This window comes from Terribacillus sp. FSL K6-0262, assembly GCF_037977385.1.
Lineage (GTDB): Bacteria > Bacillota > Bacilli > Bacillales > Amphibacillaceae > Terribacillus.
In genome coordinates this window covers 2590359-2610044 of the sequence record NZ_CP150277.1, presented here as the reverse complement: position 1 = coordinate 2610044, position 19686 = coordinate 2590359, and the positions used below count along the sequence as shown (strand labels likewise).

Sequence of the window (19686 nt, the reverse complement as noted above, 5' to 3'; positions counted from 1 at the left end):
CCTCTTCCATTCCCGTTAATCAAAGAGGACAAATCGCCCCGCATTTCCCATCTTTCTATAGGAGACCTTATTTTGGTGACGCTTTATGACAAATAATCTGTAAACACTTACACAACTTGGTCAGAAATATTCACGTAAGATATCCTGACAAGTTTGTTACATTTTTTTGCAGGGCACTTATAATGAAAAAAGATTTAAATTTTCAAATAATAAAGAAGGCATTCAGGGGGTAGAGAAAATGGATATGGCCAATACGGTATTCATGTTCGTCGCAACCGTCCTCGTATGGTTGATGACACCGGCACTCGCACTCTTCTACGGCGGGTTGGTAAGAAGCAAGAATGTGCTGAGCACAACGATGCACAGCTTTACGACAATGGCAATCGTTTCGATCATTTGGATCATTGTCGGCTTTTCCCTGGCATTCTCACCAGGTAACGGAATTATTGGGGGATTGGATTATTTCGGGCTGAATAACGTTGGTTTCGATCCAAACGCAGACTCCGGACATACAATTCCATTCAACTTATTCATGATGTTCCAAATGACATTTGCGATTCTGACAACAGCCATCGTGTCCGGCGCATATGCAGAACGCATTCGTTTTCCAGCATTCATTCTATTCACAGTTCTTTGGGTCCTCATCGTTTATTCCCCGCTGGCACACTGGGTTTGGGGCGGCGGCTGGATCGCAGAAATGGGCGCGCTTGATTTCGCAGGCGGAAACGTTGTCCATATCTCCTCCGGTCTTGCTGGGTTGGTTGTTGCAATCGTCATCGGCAAACGTAAAAATGCCGGCTCCACTGCACCGCATAACTTGATTTTCACATTGATCGGCGGCGCATTGCTTTGGTTCGGATGGTTTGGATTCAACGTCGGCAGCGAACTTGCTTTCGATGATGTAGCAATGTACGCCTTTATCAATACGAATACTGCTGCAGCAGCTGGTGTACTTGGATGGATGATCATTGAATGGATCATCAATAAAAAGCCGACACTGCTTGGAGCTGTATCCGGTGCGATCGCCGGGCTGGTTGCCATCACCCCTGCCGCTGGATTCGTCTCCCCGCTTGCCAGCATTCCAATCGGCTTGATCGGCGGCATCGTCTGCTTCTGGGGCGTCGGCTGGCTGAAGCAGAAGCTTGGTTATGATGACGCACTCGATGCCTTTGGATTGCATGCAGTGGGCGGTACATGGGGCGGCATCGCGACTGGCTTGTTCGCAAGCGACTCCATCAATGCAATCGTCGAGCACAATGGCCTTTTCTATGGCGGCGGTATTGATCTATTATGGAGACAGGTAGTTGCCATCATTGCAACATTCGCCTTTGTCGGGGTTGTGACATTCATCTTGATCTCCATCGTCAACCTCATCTTCAAAGCACGTGCCACAGAAGAAGAAGAAGCAAAAGGTCTTGATCTGACGATGCACGGCGAACGTGCCTACCAGGATTGATCAATCTAAAAGGAGGAACGGTATATGAGTGACATGTTCAAGGTTGAGATCATCACAAGGAACTCAGCAGATCTTGAAGTTTTCAAAATGAAAATGGCTGAAATCGGGGTATCCGGCATGACGTTCTCCCACGTGCAAGGCTGCGGCCTGGAAGAAGGCTATACGGAGTTATACCGCGGCGTCAAGAAAGTGCAGAATGTATTTGATCGGCTGAAAGTCGAAATCGTCGTCAGCGCAGTTCCAGTGGATGATGTCATCGAAGCAGCAAAAAGTGCGCTTCATACTGGTAAAGCAGGTGACGGAAAAATATTCGTCTATCCGATCCAGCAAACGATCGATATCAATACAGGAAAACAAGGTCCTGCAGCCTTGTAACGGAAGCGCTCCTTAAAGGGGGCGCTTCTTCTATGTAAAAAGCCAGCCCGAACAGGCTGGCATGGAGAAGAAAATGAGCAGACAAGTAACATTAGGACGATTGTTCACATAAGATGAAGCAGAAAGCTGCTATCAGCATTCCCGCCATTGGCGGCGCAGCCTAGCGGGGGTGCTGTCTCTATACGACTATTCTAAATGATAGATTTTAGCTGTTTTTGGATCATTATGATTATAGCTGCGATCCTCATCTACAAGTTTCTTCAATTTCCTGACAGCATCTTCGAATTCGAACTCGGATATCTGTTTCGTTGCACGCAAGGAACATAGCATGGCATATGCGATCGGCATCGTATTCACTTCTACAATTACGTCTACATCCGAGTTGCCGCTATATGCAACGTTGGAACTATTTTCATTTCTGCTGAAAGGATTCTTGTTTTCTTCTCTGCTGAAGGGATTCTTATTTTCGTATTTTCTAAGATTGCTCATCGTCCTTCTCCTTTTTTAATTGATATTATTTACACTTTTTGCGGCTGTGGCGATCACGATGGCCGTTATCTTCGTCATCTTCAATATCTGCCACGTCTTCTACATCCGCATCGGATTTTGCTTTTACATTTACATATGCGTTACCGCTTTTGATAACTTTTGCATAGTTGTAATTGTAATTTTCGTTCTTATTTTTGGATTTGCTTTCAGATTCGACAGTGTCCTCTACGCTTTCAAATTGATCATCATCATCACGGCGATGTTTGTCGTAGCTCATCGTTTGATTTCCCCCTTCGAATTTATGTTTTTTCTCCCATTTTTCTCCCATGGGTGATTCCTCCTTTTTGAATTGTTATCGTCTTACAGTTATAAGCTATGCAGCTGCATGGAAGAGTGTATGGTCAAACTGTCCGAGGGCAAACATGGAATTTGCTGGTATAGTAAAGGGGGAGGTGGACGAAGTGACTTTTGATTTCCGTGCAAATGCAGATGGGATCCTGATACGGCCGCTCTCCAAGGCGGACTACTCCAAATGGTTCAGCGGCTTCAGCCGGCGTAAATTTTCCCAGCATCCCCATGATCCTGGGCTGCCCGATATGACAGGATGTACAGCTACATGGTTTTCTGCTTTAGTGGACAAGCATCAGCAGCTCGCTGCTGATGACAAGGCATATGTCTTTGCCGTGTTCAGACAAGCCGACGGTGCTCATCTTGGCATGATTGATTTTTCAACATTGGCGCGGGATGATTTTCAATGGGGAAGGATCGGCTACACTATCCATAATCAATATTGGGGAAATGGTTACGGCAAGGCTGCAGTGCGATTGGCGCTTGAAGCTGCCATGACGGAGCTTCGCTATCAGCGTGTCGAAGCACATATCAATTTGGATAACCCGCAGTCAATAGCATTAGCCAAAAGCGTCGGCATGCGTTTTGAATGTATTCGTAAGGGGTTCATTTTTGAAAACGGTCAGTGGACAGACCATCTTGTTTTTATCTATATGCAAAAATAATGACGGGCTTCTGCTGAAGCCCGCCGCATTCATCCTCCATTCTCTTCTTCATATTCCCTTTTGTCAGATTTTCCTTTTCTTCCTGCATCCTGTCATGACGCTCCTAACTGCCGCCATCCAATTCTTCCTATACAGCTTGCTGTTCTCCACCACCTGCATCATCATAACGAACTTCCACATAACCGCCATCTGCACATGCATGGATATCCGTATCATCCCGGGTCAGGCTTACATCTTGTCCCTCGTCAGACAGATGCTCGCTTTCCAAGTCGATCCGCAGCCAGGCAGGAATAGAAATAAAAGGTTTCCCAGTAATAGTTTTTCATGAATAGGGCTCCCCCACAACTATTCACTATTCCTTTTCCCGGCTCATTGAAACTATCTATCCTGCGGAGGCTTTCTGGTAAAGAGCGTATTATACAGACCTGTACTGGCCAGGCCGGCAATTCCGCCTGCCCATAACCTGGCAGCAAGCTCGAAGTCCGTAAACGGATAAGCAGCCGCACCAAGCAGCGCACCGACAACAACGCTAAGGATGGCATGGTAGGGTGCAAAACGAGGAAAGGTCCGTTTCACCAGCTCCATGACTGCAGTCACGATCGGAGCAAGGATCGTCGCAAATACAAGCACTTGATACATTGTCTCATTTTGAATCGGATCCATGAGTCACACCTCCTTCTTGTACTGCATACTATGCGGACAAGAATGGTTGTGCATTTGATAACGACCCATTAAAAAAAGACGTACAAGCTGTACGTCCAGTATCTTACATCATCGATTTCGGCGGCATTGTATTATGATAGAGGAAGGGAGCTGGTTTGAGCTTCGGTGCTCCGGCAAATGGTTCCGGCTCCGCTACATAATGGAATTGACCCCTGCTGTCCATACTCGGTCCGCTTGCCCAGCGTCCTTTCGAGCTGGCATCGCCGCGGGAGAAGTTGAATAACGTATATGCCACTTCCCCTTTTTCCAATCTTCTTGGGAACGTCGTCGGTACGACGATGTCTCCTTCTCTTTCCTCCAATTCCTTGATCGCCGCAGCCCACTGGTTCTGATGCATGGTATCCCGTGCAATCAGGAAGGACAGCATATCACGCACACCCGGATCATCCGTCATACCATACAGGCGTGTCACTTGCAGGCGCCCCTGGGATTCCGCATTCAAGTTGGCCCGGAAATCGGCAAGCAGGTTTCCGCTGGAGATGATATATTTAGCATTCCATGGATAACCCGCTGCGTCTGCCGCCATGGCTCCAAGACCCGCCACAATTCCATGCTGCGGATTCGTTCCGCCCAAAATGGCATTCAATGCCGGATCTGTTTCATAGGCATTCTTTTGATCCTCGAAAGGAGCGTCATCCAGCAATCGTGCTATCATGGTTGCCAGCATTTCGATATGAGCGAGTTCCTCTGTTCCTGTATCCAATAACAAATCCCGGTACTTATCGTCAGCTCTTGAATTCCACCCTTGGGTAAGATACTGCATCGCAACTGTGATCTCACCATACTGTCCGCCCAATACTTCCTGCAGCTGTCTCGCAAAAACCGGATCCGGCTTAGATGGCTTAGCTTGGTATTGCAGTTCTTTGATGTGATAGAACATGCTTTCCCCACCTCTTTTGATTTTATCCAACGCAGGATTATATGAGCAGCGGAGCGAAAGTATGCCAATATCGACCGTAATCGGAGGCGGTCAATTTTCCAGCACTGATTCTTGCTGCTCATTCCCTTTCCATCTGAAGGTTATCACGAGACCAAAAAGCAAAATAACCGCAGAAAACAAATAAGGAAAATGAATATCGATATCGAAAAGGATTCCTCCCAGTGCCGGGCCGATGATATTTCCCAAGCTTGTATAAGTCGAATTCATGCCGGCAACAAAGCCTTGCTCCTTCCCGGCAGTCCTGGAGAGGAATGTCGTAAGTGCAGGGCGCAATAAATCGAATGCCAGAAAGATGAAGCAGGTTACCGCCAGCACTATGATAAAGCTGGATATCAAGGTTGATGCAATTGCCAGAATGCCGCCGATTATCAAGCATGCTTGTATCAGCAGCTTCTCTCCCATAAGATCGACCATTTTGCCGAATAACAGGACCTGCACAATCACACCGAAAATCGAACTGATCGTGATGATCGCGGCTATGTCCTTTGGCGTAAAGCCGAACTTGTGATCGGAAAACAAACTGAACACCGTTTCATACGTTGATAATCCGAAAGCCAGGACAAATACAATGAAAAAGGCAATGAAATAAATAGGATTCAATGATTTTTTCAAATCCAAGACAAAGCTGGTCCCTTTTTTACTTGCCGCAATTTCAGCCAGCTGTTCCTTGGACAGAGGCTCCTTCAGTATGAAAACAGAGAGGAAGCAGGCCAGGAATGCAATGCCGGCAGCAACATAAAAAGGCATGCGAATACCATATTCAGCGATATACCCGCCAAGGCCGGGTCCGATGATAAAACCCATGCTGATGGCCGCGGAAATATACCCCATTGCTTTCGGGCGTTCTTTATTCGTGGTGATATCGGCTACATACGCTGTGACACCAGGCATGATGAAAGAAGCACTGATCCCTCCCAGAATCCTGGATAAATACAGCAGCCAAACATGCGTCGCCAGCCCGAAAAGCAGCTCGGAAACAGCGAAAAGGAACAAACCCGCGGTGATGAGTTTCTTCCTTCCGTATCGGTCCACCCAACGGCCGGCGAACGGAGACATAATTAATTGCGCACCAGCAAAGGCAGCGACAAGATACCCCATCGTCTTGCCCGATAGATGCATGATATCCATAAAGGACGGCATGACCGGTATGATAAGCCCCATCCCTAAAAATGCGATGAACAAATTACTCAATAAAATAATCAATACCGACTTTTGCTCTTTTATTGGCTTCTTCACAGATCATTTCCCCTTCTGCAGCTAGAGCATACTCCACGCTTTTGCGTATAGCATCATTCTCCAAAAAGTTAAGTTTAGTTAATTAATATATTTTTCATTATAGTCGTTTCCATTACTTTGTAAAGCAGTCAGAAGGACTCAATGATGCAAGAAGAAAGAAAAATCAGCAAGGATGGCAGATTGCCTCACCCTTGCTGATTGTTATACGAAAGGAAAGATGTACCTCTTCATTCCCTTTTCTTATGGTTCATATAACTCCGTTTTGTTTAAACGCTTCTATCTCTTTAAGAGAATAACCCAATTCCTTCAGGATTTCCTCGTTATTTTCTCCCAAGTCCGGTGCAATCGAACGGATGCTTCCCGGTGTCTTTTCAAATTTTGGCACAATACCAGGTACTTTGATGGCACCAAGTCGAGGATGCTTCACTTCTACGATATTTTCACGTGCCTGATAGTGCTCATTTTCAAATATATCAGCTATGCTGAGTACCGGACTGATCGGCACCCCGAATTCATCCAGCTTTTTCAATAAAGCCTCCCGCGGCAGACCGCTGATCCAATCGGCAACGATTTGATTGATTGCTTCATTATTTTCCAGCCGGCTGGCATTGGTATGATAGCGCCGGTCTGTCAATAAATCAGGACGGTCCATTGCAGCCGCCAGACGATTGAAGGTTGTATCCGTGCTCGTAACCAGCACGACCCAATGGCCATCCTGCGTCTTGAAGGTTCCCGAAGGAGAAGAATGCCCTGCCAAACCAGGGGAACGTTCCCGGATCTTCCCGAGCTGATCATATTCGGCCACGAGAAATTCCATCATGCGAAAAACAGATTCATAGAGTGCTATATCTATCATCTGTCCGGTGCCGGATACATCCGTTTCACGGTGATACAGCGCAGTGACAGCAGCAAAGGCGACATAGATTCCGCATATATAATCCGTCAAGGAAAAAGGCGGACTGACCGGGTGCCGGTCTGTGAACCCTTGTAAATACGTATAGCCGCTGAATGCTGTCGCGGGTGTCCCGAAGCCTGCCTTTTCACGGTATGGTCCAGTCTGGCCGTAGCCCGAAACACGTATCATGATCAAATCCGGATTGATTTTTTTCAGGACATCATAGCCGACGCCCCATTTTTCCAGTGTCCCCGGTCGAAAATTTTCCACCAGGATATCATGGGTCGCGGCCAGCTTTTTCATGATTTCCACACCAGCTGCTTTATGCAAATCCAGCGTCAGTGATTTTTTGTTACGGGACAAGCCGGGCCAGCGCAGCGGTTCATCATCCTTGAATGGACCAACACTTCTTGACGTATCTCCTCTTCCCGGAATTTCCACCTTGGTAATTTCCGCTCCGAAGTCCCCCAGTAGAGCCGTTCCGAATGGTGCTGCAATCATTGTGGAAACATCAAGCACTTTCACACCTGCCAAAGGTGTCGGCATGGTCTTTTCCTCCTTCCTCATGGAATGCTTACATGTGATCTCTCATCATCAGGTGAATATATATCATTGATATTCCATTTCCCATCTGTCGGGACTGGCTCATTTTTCATCGCTACATCGATCACCACTGGTTCGTTGGCGGCAATTGCCTCCTTCAGCGCAACTTTGAATTGCGCAGCGGTTTCAATCTTGATCCCCTTTATGCCATATCCTTCCGCGATGGCGGCAAAGTCCGGTGTATAGCTATTACCATCCGCTTGGAATCGTGTTCCGTAAGTTGTGTCATAATGTGCCATTTCCAAACCGGCTATTGTACCAAAGGCACTATTATTCATGACAACCCAAACAACCGGGATATTCTCTTCCTTTGCTGTGGCGAGCACAGACGGATTTTGTCCGAATCCGCCATCGCCTATCAGCGAAACAACTATTTTTTCAGGTGCAGCTATTTTTGCCCCGATTGCAGCCGAACTGCCAAAGCCCATCGTGGCAAAACCGCCTGGCGTCAAAATGGAGCCTGGCGTATAAATAGGGAACTGCTGCCCGACACCATTTTTATTCCAGCCTACATCCGTCGTGAGATATGCATCCCGCGGCAGAACATCACGAACCTCGGCCAGGATGCGCTCGGGCTTCATCGGGAAGGATGTGCTGCTCACATTTTTTGAGATGCTCTCCCGCAATGATTTCCTATAAATGGAAATCATCTCTTTTAAGTGTTTATTTCGGTTGATGCCGTTCGGATATAAACGCTTAGCCACGCGATTCAATGCAAGGAAAGCCTTTTTCAAGTCAGCCACCGCACCAATTTCCGCTGGATAATTGCGGCCGATTTCATTTGGATCGATATCGATATGAATCAATTTTGTATTCGGAAAATGGAAGGTTACGTCATCATACCAGGAGCTTGAATCGGCTTCTGAAAAACGGGTGCCAGCCCCAAATAGGCAATCGGCATTCTTCGTTTGCTCATTGATGAATTTTGTTCCCCAAAAACCAGTCATGCCCAGGGTCAGCTCATGATCATCAGGCAGGGCACCCTTGCCCATCAAGGAATGGGCGACCGGTATATTCATATGCTCGACGAATTCCTGCAGCTCGGAAGCGGCATCAGCCAGAATGATTCCGCCTCCGGCGTACAGTACCGGGCGCTCTGCCTTTGCCAATTTCTCCACAATCCGCACTGCTGTCTCTTCATCCAAGCCAGGCCTTTCCACCACTTGGGTATGATGGTGCAAGCGCTCGAAACGGCCTTCTTCGATTTTCGTCGAGAAAATATCCATCGGTACAGAAATAAGGACAGGACCAGGGCGGCCGCTTTCTGCCAGCTGGAATGCTTTTTGAAGGATTTCCGGAAAAAGCTCTGCCTGATCGACGCGCCATGCTCGTTTGACGAACGGACGATAAATTTCATATTGAGCGCCGTCAGCGTGCATATTCACTTCCTGATGCGGATGTTTCCCGTAGTAATAGCTCGGTACATCGCCTGCAATGACAACCATCGGCGTGGAATCCAAGGCTGCATTGGCAACACCCGTGGCAGCATTCGTCAAACCAGGTCCTAGATGACTCAGTACTACTGCTGCCTTTTTTGTCACCCGGGCGTACCCATCTGCTGCATGTGCGGCAATTTGCTCATGGCGTACATTGATGAACTTGATCGAGCTTTTTTCCAATTCAGCCAGCACTGCGATATTGGTATGGCCGCATAGTCCGAAAATATGCTTTACACCACGGGATTCCAAGTATTTGACCAGCTGCTCCGAAATCAGTTTTTTCATAATTGAATACCCTCCTGGCTCTTCTTGTTCTGCCTACAGCAAATCCTGCAGTACGATCATCTTCAGCTCTGTCATCTCTTCTGCAGCAAAGCGCGGGCCTTCCCTGCCGATGCCGCTGTCTTTTATCCCGCCATACGGCCAGTGATCCAGGCGGAAGTTCGACGATCCATTAATGACAACACCGCCGACATCCAGCTCTTTTGCCGCCCTGCGGATGACATCCAATGAATTTGAAAAAATGCCGGCTTGCAGACCAAATACCGAATCGTTCACCTCTTGGATGGCTTCATCAAGCTCCCCATACGGCAGCACACTGACAACAGGACCAAATACTTCCTGGCACACGACCTTGCTTTGTTTTTTTGGATTGAGCAATATTGCTGGTTCGATGGAGGCACCGTTTGCTCTCCCGCCGCAGATCAGCTCTGCTCCTTCTGCCACTGCTTCCTCTATCCATCCCCTCACCCGCTCAGCTGTCTGTCTATTTACGACACAGCCGACATCTGTACGCTCATCTTCCGGATCACCGACAACAAGCCCTTCCGCAGCATGCTTCAGCTTTTCGACAAACGATTGGAAGATTCGTTCATGGACATAGATACGCTGGACGGAAATACAGCTTTGGCCGGAATTGCTGAATGCCGTCTTCGCACAAATGACTGCTGCCCGCCCGACATCGGCATCCTGATGAACAATGGTACCTGCATTGCCGCCAAGCTCCAGCAGCACCTTTTTCATCCCGGCATCCCGGCTGATTTGCCTGCCCCCCGGAACGCCTCCCGTGAATGAAACGAGATTCACGCGCGCATCCTGTACGATCTGTTCCCCTATCTCTTTTCCGCCCAAGACCATATGAATTGCCTGCGCGGGCATGCCGGCTTCCAGCAGCAATTCCACTAGTGCCGTTGCAATCAAGGGGGCTTGAGGTGCAGGTTTCAGGATGGTGACATTGCCAGCGGCAAAGCTCGGGCCGATCTTATGACAAATCAAATTCAGCGGTGCATTAAAAGGAGTGATCGCAGCCACTACTCCTGTTGGGACGCGGAAAGTCAAAGCCATGGAAGATAGCCCTCGTTCAGATGCCCCTCCCGGCAGCGTCTCCCCGAAAAGCCGTTTCGCTTCCTCCGCTGACAGCTGCAATGTTTCGATGGAACGAGCAACTTCATCGCGTGTGCTTTTCAGTGCTTTTCCCACTTCCTTTGCAATCAGATTCGCAAATATTTCCTTCCGTTCCTCCAGCAGGTCTGCCGCGCGATACAGCACCTTTGCACGGAATGCAGGTGAAAGATTTGCCACCTTCTTCTTCTGGAGATACGCTGCCTCCAGTGCCTGATCGACTTCGTTTTTGTCCGCTGTTAATTGGACACCGATTTTTTCACCCTGATAGGGACCTATGACCGGAATCGGCTCCCGTTCATCCTCTACCCAAACCCCATTCACGAATGGTCTGGCCTTTCGCATTCACTCTCACTCCTTTTGCGCGTCTTTCGGTATATCACCTGTATATCTGACAAGCTTCTCATCATTGGGGCAAGGCCCCTTGATCAAGGTGCCTTGCATCAATTCCTCATATGCATGTGCGACAATCCCCATTCCTCGCGAGAGGGAGAAGATACCTTTTGCCGCTTCTGCCGGAATGCCCAGTTCACATTGGATGGCCGCCGAGATACCATCGACATTGACCGTGAACTCTCGTTTTTTCACCGCCGACATGCTTTGCCGATAGTCTTCGAGAATTGCCAGATATTCTCCGCTGATCTCGCCGCTGTCGATCACCTTTTGCGCCAAATCGTACAGCCTCCCGACACGCGGATCCCGATCATGCAGCTGGTGGCCAAAACCAGGCAGCTTCTCCCCCGCTGACAGGAACTGCTGCAATTTGTCCGCTACAGCATTTGTATTGGAAGACAGCTCCTCCTTCGTTTCATATAAGAGATCCATTGCTCCTTCCACAGCTCCGCCATGAATATCCCCTAGCATATTGATGCCGCTGGCAACCGCCGAGTTAAAACTCACACCGCATGTTGCCGCCATCCTGGCTGCTGCTATCGATGGGGCTCGCGGTCCATGGTCGGCTCCGGCTACGAGCACACTTTCAAACAATCGAGCTTGCTGGTCGGTTAATTCCTTACCTATCAGCAGAAAGTACAGCATCTGGCTATAGCTGACATTTCCGATCAAATCTTCAATCCTTTTTCCGCGGAGGATGATTTGATTTTTCTTGATGTCACTGATTTCCGTTTCCCACCACGCTCCGCCATTCTTGTAATGCTCCAAAGCACTTCGTCTGCCCATATATTTCACCTCGTATTCTTGTATGCTAGTATATGTTCACGTCATCAAGGTTCAGACTGATATATTCCTTTGCCGACTGTAAGCACCTTCTTGCATATTCTTCGAAGCCTAAATTCCCAGACCGCCTTGAATGGGGTATTTCTAAAGAATACGGCACTTTCGGGATCTCCTGTAATATCTCTTTGATCGGGATCCCGCCCTCCCCGACGTAAAGGCGCTCCTCCCTCATGATCTGGATCATCCGCTCTTTTGACGCTGGGATTTCCTTCTCTGCATCACATAAATGAAACATATGAAACCAATCAGCAGGTATACCTTTGAGATCGTTTATATTTTCCTTCGACCGATGGAAATGATGAGCATCGATCATCAGTCCTGCGTTCTCCTGGGAGGCTGCTTGCAGCATGCCGACAGCCTGATTCAATGTGGCAATGGAGGCAACAGGGACGAATTCCAGTTCTATCGACAGATGATACGCCTTTGCCAGTTCACATAGCTCAATAAAACGTTCCGTTGCAAAGACGGCATCATCCGTCCAAACACTGCATAGCACATGCCGGGCACCCAGCTCCGCCCCGACTTCAAAGGCCGGTTCATACTGTTTCGGATCCATGCCATCCACTATTCTGGCAAGCTCGATATCCAGTACCTGCAGCCCAGTTTCCCGCAATGCTGTCTTTGTTTGTCTCAGCATCCTTCGGTCATTGGCCAAGTCATACTCTGGTTCATTCCTCAATCCCATAGAAATCGGTCTGATGCTTACAAAATCAAAACCCGCCTTGGCTGCGATATAAGTGAGGGTTGGAGGGGGACATGCCAATGCTGTCAGATGCGCCAATGAAAATTGATCCTTCACAGGAAATCAACCTTTCTGTTTGTTCATTCTTCTTAAGCAAGATCCGCCATTTGACCGTTTGATACTATCCACCCAATAGAAGCAGCGCTATTTCCGGAATGAGAATGATGAGAATCAACGCAAGCAGCATGACTGCGATATAAGGGACGATGGCTTTCGATATTTTCATGATCGATAAGCCGGATATTTCGCTGGCAACAAATAGATTGACGCCGATAGGAGGTGAGATGAAGCCGATGATCAGCGCCAAGATGATGATCAATCCATAATGTACCGGATCGAATCCCAGCTCGATTCCGACTGGCATCAATAGCGGGGTGAAAATGATGATCGCTGCCGTTGTATCCATTACCATCCCGATGAAAAGCAGCAAGATCACAATCAAGGAAATCAGGATGACAGGATTGTCGGAAATCGACAGCATTCCGCCGGCAATCTTGGCAGGCATCTGTTCAATGATCATGATTTTCCCGAATGCAGTGGCCGCTCCGATAATGACCATGATGGTCACTGTCATCAGCGCCGCATTCCGAAATACATCATACAAGTCCTTCAGGCGCAATTCTTTATAGATCAGCATGCCGGCGATCAAGCCGTACACAACTGCGACAACAGCTGCTTCCGTGGGTGTGAAGAAACCGCCATATATCCCGCCTAAAATGATCACAGGTACGATCAGCGCCCATTTTGCATCCCAGACAGCCCGTATCAATCGTTTAAAGGAAAAAGCTTCCCCGGTTCCGCTGTATCCATTCTTCCTGGCATAGAAATAGACATATAGCAGCATCAGGACAGCAATCAGAAGACCTGGCAGTATGCCAGCAATAAATAGATCACCAACCGAGGTCCCGCTTGCGACACCGTATACAATCATCGGGATACTTGGAGGCACGATAACTCCCAATGTTCCCGCTGCCGCGACGATGCCAGCTGCAAACTGCTTGCCATAGCCCATCTGAACCATTGCAGGAATCATGATTCCCCCCACGGCTGCAACAGTTGCTGGTCCAGATCCTGATATGGCCGCAAAGAAAAAACACGTTATGATCGTCGTCATTGCAAATCCGCCTTTTATATTCCCGACAACTGATTCAGCTACCTTGATCAACCGTTTGGAAAGCCCACCCCTTCCCATGATCTCCCCAGCCAAAATAAAGAATGGCACTGCCATGATCGGAAAGGAGTCGATAGAGGTGACCAATCCTTGAGCTAAAAATTCCAACGGCGTATCCTGTGCGTATAGCAACGTAGCGATGGATGACAAAGCCAGTGCAATGCCAATCGGGACGCTTAACACCAGCAAGAGGCCAAAGCTGCCAAACATGATGATCGCAGACATTTCTCACCCTCCCAATATCATATTTCCGAGCATTATAATGCAGATGTTTGCTCTGCATCGGACAGCCCTTCCCTGCCGCGGAGTATATGGATTTGCTGCAGCAGCTGCTGTATGATCCGCCAGGATGTAAGCAGCATGCCGACAGGCGCTGCCAGATAAACCAACCCCATATTTATTTGCAAGGCCGGTGAACTCTGTCCCCACAGAAAAATCTGGGCACTGATTTTGCCGCCATAAATCAATAGGATTACAGCAAATGACAGAAACAGCACATTTACTATGATTTGGAGGATGACTCGCTGCTTCCCTTTCAACAATCGGTAAATGGCATCGATTCTTATATGCCGCTGTTTTTTCACCCCATAGCTTATGCCGATAAAGACAAGCCAGATAAAACAGTATCGAGCCAATTCTTCCGACCAGCCAATAGATGATCCCAGGATAAAACGCATCATGATTTGTGCAGTGATGACGACGACCATGACAGACAGCAAAATGACCATCATGCATTCCTCCGTATATCGATTCCACCATCGGATAGATTTCATAAGAGCCTCCTTCTATCTATCAATCGGTTTCTGCCTCTATTTGCCTTAACCACTCATCTCCATACTTTTCTATATAGCTTTCACGAACCGGCATGGTTTCTTCCCGGAAACGCTCCAGTTCCTCTTCACTCAGTTCCGTTACCTTCATCCCCATCTCTTCGACAATGGCAAAGCTATCCTCGACTTCCTGCCGATTCATTTTCCGCTGCTCCTTTTGCACTTCGTCCGCCACGCGTTCCACTGCCGCCTGTTCTTCCTTCGTCAGTGACTCCCAAAAAGGCTTACTCACCATGAAAGGACTCGCATTGTAAATATGATTGGTGATTGTCAGATGGTCCTGCACCTCGTAGAAATGACTGTTTACCACATTACCCACTGGGTTCTCCTGGGCATCGACGGTACCTTGCTCCAGCCCAATATACAATTCGCCGTAGTTCATCGGCGTCGGGTTGGCGCCCAGTTCACGCCAAAGCTCCATATGCCACTCATTTTCCAACGTCCGGATATCGATTCCTTTGACATCGTCCACCGTGTCGATTTCACGTACATCATTGCTCAGCATCCGGAAGCCATTTTCCCAATAATTCAAACCGACTACGTTTTGGCTCTCCAATTCCTCCAACAGACGTTCCCCCACTTCCCCATCCAAGACACGGTAAGCTTCTTCCTCGTCAGCAAACAAAAATGGCAGCTCGAAAACGTTGAACTCATCGGCAAATTGTGCAATCGGTCCTGTCGACATCGATGCCCCCTGGATCGTGTTCAGCTGCATCCCCTCAAATACCTCCCTGTCTCCCCCGATAACGCTATTCGTATACACTTCGACATCAATGGAGCCATTCGTTTCCTGCTCCAGTTTCTCTTCAAACAAATAGAGCGCCTTACTCAAAGAACGGTCATCCGGAGTGGCATTTGCAAGGCGCATGACTTTCACTTCTTTTTCTGCTGAAGTCCCAATATTGCAAGCGCTTACAATAAGTCCCATGCTAATCAACGACAAAAATAGAAACAATTGCTTCATCCAATCCCCGCCTTCTCCTGAATGGAACGATTGTGTTTAACAACTTATAATCTCCCGAAGCGGCACACTTCTCTTCTCCCGAATGGACAGGTTGATGGCCTCCAGCACCTCCAGGGTCCTCAATCCCGCTTCTCCTGGTACGCGCGGAACTGCTTCCCCTTTCAATACATCTTCAAAGTGGGCTAATTCTGCCGCGATTGGATCCACAGTCCCCACCGGCAAGTATTGCGTTTCCATCAAAGGATGCTTCCAGCCATACGCTCCCTCCCTGTATTGGTAGCAGCGAAAGCTTGGAAAAGCCAAGCTCCCTTTTGTCCCGAAAAAGTGATAGCAATCCTCTTCATAAAAATGATAGATTGGATTTTCCTTTAGATTGAATTCATAAGACCAAGGAGATGGCACGCCGTCAGTCAGGAAATAATGGATGACCGTCCCATCTTCCGCCTCCAGAATTGCCGTGACCGCATCCTCCACTTCTGCCGACCGTATCTTATTCCGCCCGGCAGCGTAAACGCTTTCAATTTTAAGGCCGGTAACATAGAGTAAGTTATCCAAATCATGTATGCCATTGATCAACAGCGGACCGCCTCCTGCCTTCACCCGCCAAGCTTCTTTATAATAGTCATGATCCTTGGCAAGGGCCCACACCATATTCACCCCGATTAAATCTCCGATGACCTTGGTTTCCAGCAGCTGCTTCAAATGATTGATCTTAGCAGAGTAACGACGATGATGACCAACTAAAAGCTGCACCCGTTTCTCCCGGCAATGATCGATCATCTCCCGGGCTGCAGCCGTTGTATCGGCAATCGGTTTTTCAACCAGACAATGCAAGCCTTTATCTGCACAGTATTCCACAGCTTCCTTGTGCAAGTGATTCGGCAATGTAATAATGACTCCATCCAGCGAGCATGTATCGATCAGTTCCTTATAATCTTCATATAAAGGTACATCCAGCTCCTTTGCCCGCTCTTTTGCATCAGCGTTGTTCCCAGCTACTGCCGCCAATGTAAGACCAGCCATTTTTTTTGCCTGCTGTGCCAATGTGAATCCGTGGTTCAACCCCAATACAGCAATCTGCATCCTGTCCTTCTCCTTTTCGCATACTAGTATACAAGTCATTGGATGACACTATGCTCCACTATGGAGTGTGAGCTTCAAAATATGCGGCATACTTATCCATTATGCTGCCATAGTGACTGGCCGCTGTGTCGAGATGCTGATGAAGCCTCCGCACAGCTCCTTCTGCATCATTATTTTGGATCAGCGCAATCAACTCTTCATGATCACGAATGACACGGTCCATTTCCCTTGTCTCAAAAAATTCCAAATAACGGATTCGATTCACATGTCCCCGCACCTGACGTACGATTTCTCCCAAGGTCTGATTGCCGCATATTTCAAGGATTTTATCATGGAAAACCTCATCATAGCGGTAAAAGCCAACAACATCCACCCGTTCTGCCGCATCCCTTTGCTGGTCCATGATATGCCTTAATTCCGCCTTATAAGCACTGATCCTTGCATCAGCTTCATTCCATTTGACAGCAGCATCCATAAAAGCGACAGCTTCCAGACTCTTTCTGACTTGGAGCGCTTCCTGCACCTTTTTCTTCGATATATGCTTCACCCGGTTCCCCTTTTGCGGAATGATCTGCAGGAACCCTTCTGAAGCAAGCATTTGAATCGCTTCCCTGACAGGCGTTCTGCTCAGTCCCAGTTCCTCGGCTATTGCACTCTCATAAATCATCTGCCCCGGTTTGTATTGTAAGGTGATGATTTTGTCGTATAGATATTCATACACTTCATAAGCTAATGTCTTGCGCTGTACAGGCAGCTTGTTCATTTTGATCATCTCTTCATCATGGATTGTGGAAAACGATACTAGTATACATGTAATGGAATACGCTTCATGCTTCCACTGTATGCATGCATCTGGGATTAATTCCTGATGACAAGCAAGATCTTAAAAAAATTCCCGCAAAATATTTTGCGGGAATTCCAGCTCAAGGATATTTGTCAGACTCCAGAACGATATGCTACCATCAATAAAAGGAAAGGATTTTTATGGAAAAAGGAGGCGGTTACAATCAAGCATTTGGTTCCACTGATACTTCTGGCTGGCATCTTACCTTTAATGGCTGCAAACTTACCTCGCACCTTGGATGACTTATCCGCTCTCCTTTGGCTGCTATCGGCCTTATTATTCATCATCGTCATTTACATGGCAGTGAAAAGAGCAAAGGACAATCAAAAAAATACCCAGCGCTAAAGAGAAATGCTGGGCATTTTTAGTGCATTTAAGTTCACTCCGTGACTGCATCCCCCTTTTTCAACCCCGTTAAAATAGTGACCAGGATACTGCAGATACCAAGAATGACACCAAGAGCTCCGACAATGATGACGGCATTACTAGGAATCAATAAACCTGCCAAAATAAGACTAGAGAAAGCAAAGACGATAAAAACTTGGTAAATAGCAGAAACAATCTTCACCGCGAGATGACTGAAGAACGATAAGATGAAAGGCGGCAAAAACAGCGAAGCGATGATTCCAACATTCAGCCAAATAATCATCGGTTCCTCAAACGAAACCGTATTCGGACCTGTAGGATTTGCAGCAGCCAAGAATAAAGCAGCAATTGCTAAAACGAAAAGTACAAACACCAAAGACACTCTTTTTAACATGAGAATTCTCCTTATTTCTATATTTACCAGAAAATGAGATGCACTTTAATGTTGTACGCAGCTCTTATTGAAATGTTTCATTCTGTACCAATAGATTATTTCAATAGCCCAGCTCAAATCCGTTATTGCCTAAAGAATATAAACCATGATTTTGTCTTTGGATTTGCTGGATCATTGCTTGTCGAAACTGATAAGCTAGCTCTCAATCAAATTTAGATACAAAAAATAGCAAGGGGCGGCAAACTGCCAGTCCCTTGCTATCTCTATATTAAGCAGCGCGCTCGGAGGGATTCGAACCCCCGGCAGACGTGGTACCGGAAACCACCGCTCTATCCAACTGAGCTACGAGCGCATATGTAATTAATAATGTGACAACGATTATTATACGGGAGTTTACTCTTTTATGCAAGTACTTTATTGATAGACCGCAGCAAAAAAAGGAACTGCCGCGTGGCCGTTCCTTTTACTTGTTTACTATGGGATTGCTTATTTCGGATACATATAGTCCGGTGCCGGCTGCAGCTCTTGTTTCTCGCCGTGAGCTGTCGGTGTCTGTTCATAGTTGAACTGACCGCCGTCCGGAGCTGTCCCGTTTGCCCAGCTGCCTTCTTTGGAGTCTTCTCCTTCAGAGAAGTTGATCAGGCTATGGGAGAATCCATCTGCTTCAAGCTCTTTTGGGAATGATCCTGGTACGATGACACCGTTTTTCTCTTCCAATTCACGGGCAGCGGCGATCCATTGATTTTGATGCATGGAATCACGTGCCAAGAGGAAGGACAGCATATCGCGTACACCTCGGTCTTCCGTCATTTCATATAACCGGGCGACCTGCAGCCGGCCCTGGGACTCGGCATTGATGTTGGCACGGATGTCTGCCAGGAGGTTACCGCTTGCGATGATATAGCCAGCGTTCCAAGGGACGCCGTTGCTGTCTGTCGGGCGAGGCCCCAGACCGGAAACGATCGCGTGCTGCGGGTTCATGCCGCCCAGAATGGCCCCGATGACAGGATCCTTCGCTGCCTCTTCCTGCTCTTTGACAGGTGCACCATCAAGCAGGCGGGCAATCATCGTTGCGATCATTTCGACATGACCGATCTCTTCGGTAGCTGTATCCATGATCAAATCCTTGTATTTTTCTTCTCCGCGGGCACTCCATCCTTGGAATAAGTATTGGAGGGCTACCGTGATCTCACCGAACTGTCCACCCAGGATTTCCTGCATTTTCTTCGCAAACAATGCGTCTGGCTTATCCGGTTTTGCGGGATATTGTAGTACTTTCGAATGGTTGAACATGTTGTTGCCTCCTTCGGTTTATTTGCTTTCCGCTGATAACGTTCCACCATGGCAAATGATTTAAACTATCTGCTGGAGCTGTAATTAAATTGAAAAGTAAACTTATTTGCAGGAGAATATCGATTGAAAGTCAAAGTTAACGGGATACTGTATTTCTGGCGTTTATTTGCATTCCAACTAGGGAAGCATGGAA

The 19686-nt window shown here is 47.7% G+C and carries 22 protein-coding genes and 1 tRNA gene; 4 read left to right on the top strand and 19 right to left on the bottom strand.

Translation table 11 applies throughout. The features are described 5' to 3' along the window. Positions 1 to 238 precede the first annotated feature (238 nt). Positions 239 to 1456 carry an ammonium transporter gene (locus tag MHI54_RS13325; protein WP_095216007.1) on the top strand — a complete coding sequence of 406 codons (1218 nt, stop codon included), beginning with the start codon at positions 239 to 241 and terminating at the stop codon, positions 1454 to 1456. A gap of 24 nt (positions 1457 to 1480) precedes the next feature. Beyond that, positions 1481 to 1831: a P-II family nitrogen regulator gene (locus MHI54_RS13320; RefSeq protein ID WP_095216008.1), complete on the top strand. Its 351-nt coding sequence runs from the start codon at positions 1481 to 1483 to the stop codon at positions 1829 to 1831. 186 nt (positions 1832 to 2017) lie between these two features. Here the strand turns inward: MHI54_RS13320 and MHI54_RS13315 are convergent, their stop codons facing one another. Beyond that, a complete protein-coding gene (locus MHI54_RS13315; protein WP_095216009.1) occupies positions 2018 to 2320 on the bottom strand; it encodes a hypothetical protein in 303 nt (100 codons plus the stop codon). Positions 2321 to 2345: 25 nt separating this feature from the next. Next, complete coding sequence (locus tag MHI54_RS13310) at positions 2346 to 2648, bottom strand: hypothetical protein (protein ID WP_095216010.1); 303 nt, start codon at positions 2646 to 2648, stop codon at positions 2346 to 2348. 124 nt (positions 2649 to 2772) lie between these two features. Between MHI54_RS13310 and MHI54_RS13305 the strand changes: the two genes are divergently transcribed. Further along, positions 2773 to 3333, top strand: coding sequence for a GNAT family N-acetyltransferase (locus MHI54_RS13305; protein ID WP_233135032.1), 561 nt, complete (start codon positions 2773 to 2775; stop codon positions 3331 to 3333). Positions 3334 to 3460: 127 nt separating this feature from the next. On the opposite strand, the gene MHI54_RS13300 is transcribed toward MHI54_RS13305, so the two are convergent. From MHI54_RS13300 to MHI54_RS13235, 14 genes are all read right to left on the bottom strand, one after another. After that, positions 3461 to 3601 (bottom strand): hypothetical protein, encoded by a 141-nt coding sequence (locus MHI54_RS13300; protein ID WP_158221533.1) that lies wholly within the window; start codon positions 3599 to 3601, stop codon positions 3461 to 3463. A gap of 110 nt (positions 3602 to 3711) precedes the next feature. Continuing rightward, the gene (locus MHI54_RS13295; protein WP_095216087.1) at positions 3712 to 3972 is read right to left on the bottom strand and encodes a holin; all 261 of its coding nucleotides are present in this window, start codon (positions 3970 to 3972) and stop codon (positions 3712 to 3714) included. Between the two features lie 127 nt (positions 3973 to 4099). Then, the gene (locus tag MHI54_RS13290; protein WP_095216012.1) at positions 4100 to 4936 is read right to left on the bottom strand and encodes a manganese catalase family protein; all 837 of its coding nucleotides are present in this window, start codon (positions 4934 to 4936) and stop codon (positions 4100 to 4102) included. Between the two features lie 90 nt (positions 4937 to 5026). Continuing rightward, entirely contained in the window at positions 5027 to 6232 is a 1206-nt protein-coding gene (locus tag MHI54_RS13285) for an MFS transporter (RefSeq protein WP_340081829.1), read from the bottom strand. Between the two features lie 247 nt (positions 6233 to 6479). Beyond that, entirely contained in the window at positions 6480 to 7673 is a 1194-nt protein-coding gene (locus MHI54_RS13280; RefSeq protein ID WP_095216014.1) for a CaiB/BaiF CoA-transferase family protein, read from the bottom strand. Positions 7674 to 7690: 17 nt separating this feature from the next. Beyond that, positions 7691 to 9454: a thiamine pyrophosphate-binding protein gene (locus MHI54_RS13275; protein WP_095216015.1), complete on the bottom strand. Its 1764-nt coding sequence runs from the start codon at positions 9452 to 9454 to the stop codon at positions 7691 to 7693. Positions 9455 to 9487: 33 nt separating this feature from the next. Beyond that, complete coding sequence (locus MHI54_RS13270) at positions 9488 to 10915, bottom strand: aldehyde dehydrogenase family protein (RefSeq protein ID WP_095216016.1); 1428 nt, start codon at positions 10913 to 10915, stop codon at positions 9488 to 9490. A 6-nt stretch (positions 10916 to 10921) separates the two neighbouring features. Then, positions 10922 to 11749, bottom strand: a complete 828-nt coding sequence (locus tag MHI54_RS13265) for a citryl-CoA lyase (RefSeq protein WP_095216017.1) — start codon at positions 11747 to 11749, stop codon at positions 10922 to 10924. A 25-nt stretch (positions 11750 to 11774) separates the two neighbouring features. Further along, positions 11775 to 12605 (bottom strand): TIM barrel protein, encoded by an 831-nt coding sequence (locus MHI54_RS13260; RefSeq protein WP_095216018.1) that lies wholly within the window; start codon positions 12603 to 12605, stop codon positions 11775 to 11777. Positions 12606 to 12669: 64 nt separating this feature from the next. After that, positions 12670 to 13944, bottom strand: coding sequence for a TRAP transporter large permease (locus tag MHI54_RS13255; protein WP_340081817.1), 1275 nt, complete (start codon positions 13942 to 13944; stop codon positions 12670 to 12672). A 32-nt stretch (positions 13945 to 13976) separates the two neighbouring features. Beyond that, positions 13977 to 14492: a TRAP transporter small permease gene (locus tag MHI54_RS13250; protein ID WP_095216020.1), complete on the bottom strand. Its 516-nt coding sequence runs from the start codon at positions 14490 to 14492 to the stop codon at positions 13977 to 13979. Positions 14493 to 14511: 19 nt separating this feature from the next. Next, positions 14512 to 15513, bottom strand: a complete 1002-nt coding sequence (locus MHI54_RS13245) for a TRAP transporter substrate-binding protein (protein WP_095216021.1) — start codon at positions 15511 to 15513, stop codon at positions 14512 to 14514. A 36-nt stretch (positions 15514 to 15549) separates the two neighbouring features. Continuing rightward, on the bottom strand, positions 15550 to 16596 hold the full coding sequence (locus tag MHI54_RS13240) for a Gfo/Idh/MocA family oxidoreductase (protein ID WP_158221534.1): 1047 nt from the start codon (positions 16594 to 16596) through the stop codon (positions 15550 to 15552). 58 nt (positions 16597 to 16654) lie between these two features. Continuing rightward, positions 16655 to 17359, bottom strand: a complete 705-nt coding sequence (locus tag MHI54_RS13235) for a GntR family transcriptional regulator (protein WP_340081809.1) — start codon at positions 17357 to 17359, stop codon at positions 16655 to 16657. Between the two features lie 105 nt (positions 17360 to 17464). Between MHI54_RS13235 and MHI54_RS13230 the strand changes: the two genes are divergently transcribed. Further along, complete coding sequence (locus MHI54_RS13230; protein WP_340081806.1) at positions 17465 to 17785, top strand: hypothetical protein; 321 nt, start codon at positions 17465 to 17467, stop codon at positions 17783 to 17785. A 34-nt stretch (positions 17786 to 17819) separates the two neighbouring features. Here MHI54_RS13230 and MHI54_RS13225 read toward each other — a convergent pair whose 3' ends face one another. From MHI54_RS13225 to MHI54_RS13215, 3 genes are all read right to left on the bottom strand, one after another. Continuing rightward, positions 17820 to 18200: a hypothetical protein gene (locus MHI54_RS13225; RefSeq protein ID WP_340081804.1), complete on the bottom strand. Its 381-nt coding sequence runs from the start codon at positions 18198 to 18200 to the stop codon at positions 17820 to 17822. Positions 18201 to 18476: 276 nt separating this feature from the next. After that, positions 18477 to 18552: transfer RNA gene (locus MHI54_RS13220), tRNA-Arg, on the bottom strand. A 134-nt stretch (positions 18553 to 18686) separates the two neighbouring features. After that, complete coding sequence (locus tag MHI54_RS13215; RefSeq protein ID WP_340081802.1) at positions 18687 to 19493, bottom strand: manganese catalase family protein; 807 nt, start codon at positions 19491 to 19493, stop codon at positions 18687 to 18689. Between the last annotated feature and the right edge of the window lie 193 nt (positions 19494 to 19686).

Coding starts and splice junctions, on each gene's coding strand:
- MHI54_RS13325 (WP_095216007.1), top strand. CDS start 239: ATGGATATGGCCAATACGGTATTCATGTTCGTCGCAACCGTCCTCGTA.
- MHI54_RS13320 (WP_095216008.1), top strand. CDS start 1,481: ATGAGTGACATGTTCAAGGTTGAGATCATCACAAGGAACTCAGCAGAT.
- MHI54_RS13315 (WP_095216009.1), bottom strand. CDS start 2,320: ATGAGCAATCTTAGAAAATACGAAAATAAGAATCCCTTCAGCAGAGAA.
- MHI54_RS13310 (WP_095216010.1), bottom strand. CDS start 2,648: ATGGGAGAAAAATGGGAGAAAAAACATAAATTCGAAGGGGGAAATCAA.
- MHI54_RS13295 (WP_095216087.1), bottom strand. CDS start 3,972: ATGTATCAAGTGCTTGTATTTGCGACGATCCTTGCTCCGATCGTGACT.
- MHI54_RS13290 (WP_095216012.1), bottom strand. CDS start 4,936: ATGTTCTATCACATCAAAGAACTGCAATACCAAGCTAAGCCATCTAAG.
- MHI54_RS13280 (WP_095216014.1), bottom strand. CDS start 7,673: ATGCCGACACCTTTGGCAGGTGTGAAAGTGCTTGATGTTTCCACAATG.
- MHI54_RS13275 (WP_095216015.1), bottom strand. CDS start 9,454: ATGAAAAAACTGATTTCGGAGCAGCTGGTCAAATACTTGGAATCCCGT.
- MHI54_RS13270 (WP_095216016.1), bottom strand. CDS start 10,915: ATGCGAAAGGCCAGACCATTCGTGAATGGGGTTTGGGTAGAGGATGAA.
- MHI54_RS13265 (WP_095216017.1), bottom strand. CDS start 11,749: ATGGGCAGACGAAGTGCTTTGGAGCATTACAAGAATGGCGGAGCGTGG.
- MHI54_RS13255 (WP_340081817.1), bottom strand. CDS start 13,944: ATGTCTGCGATCATCATGTTTGGCAGCTTTGGCCTCTTGCTGGTGTTA.
- MHI54_RS13250 (WP_095216020.1), bottom strand. CDS start 14,492: ATGAAATCTATCCGATGGTGGAATCGATATACGGAGGAATGCATGATG.
- MHI54_RS13245 (WP_095216021.1), bottom strand. CDS start 15,513: ATGAAGCAATTGTTTCTATTTTTGTCGTTGATTAGCATGGGACTTATT.
- MHI54_RS13240 (WP_158221534.1), bottom strand. CDS start 16,596: ATGCAGATTGCTGTATTGGGGTTGAACCACGGATTCACATTGGCACAG.
- MHI54_RS13235 (WP_340081809.1), bottom strand. CDS start 17,359: ATGAACAAGCTGCCTGTACAGCGCAAGACATTAGCTTATGAAGTGTAT.
- MHI54_RS13230 (WP_340081806.1), top strand. CDS start 17,465: ATGACAAGCAAGATCTTAAAAAAATTCCCGCAAAATATTTTGCGGGAA.
- MHI54_RS13225 (WP_340081804.1), bottom strand. CDS start 18,200: ATGTTAAAAAGAGTGTCTTTGGTGTTTGTACTTTTCGTTTTAGCAATT.
- MHI54_RS13215 (WP_340081802.1), bottom strand. CDS start 19,493: ATGTTCAACCATTCGAAAGTACTACAATATCCCGCAAAACCGGATAAG.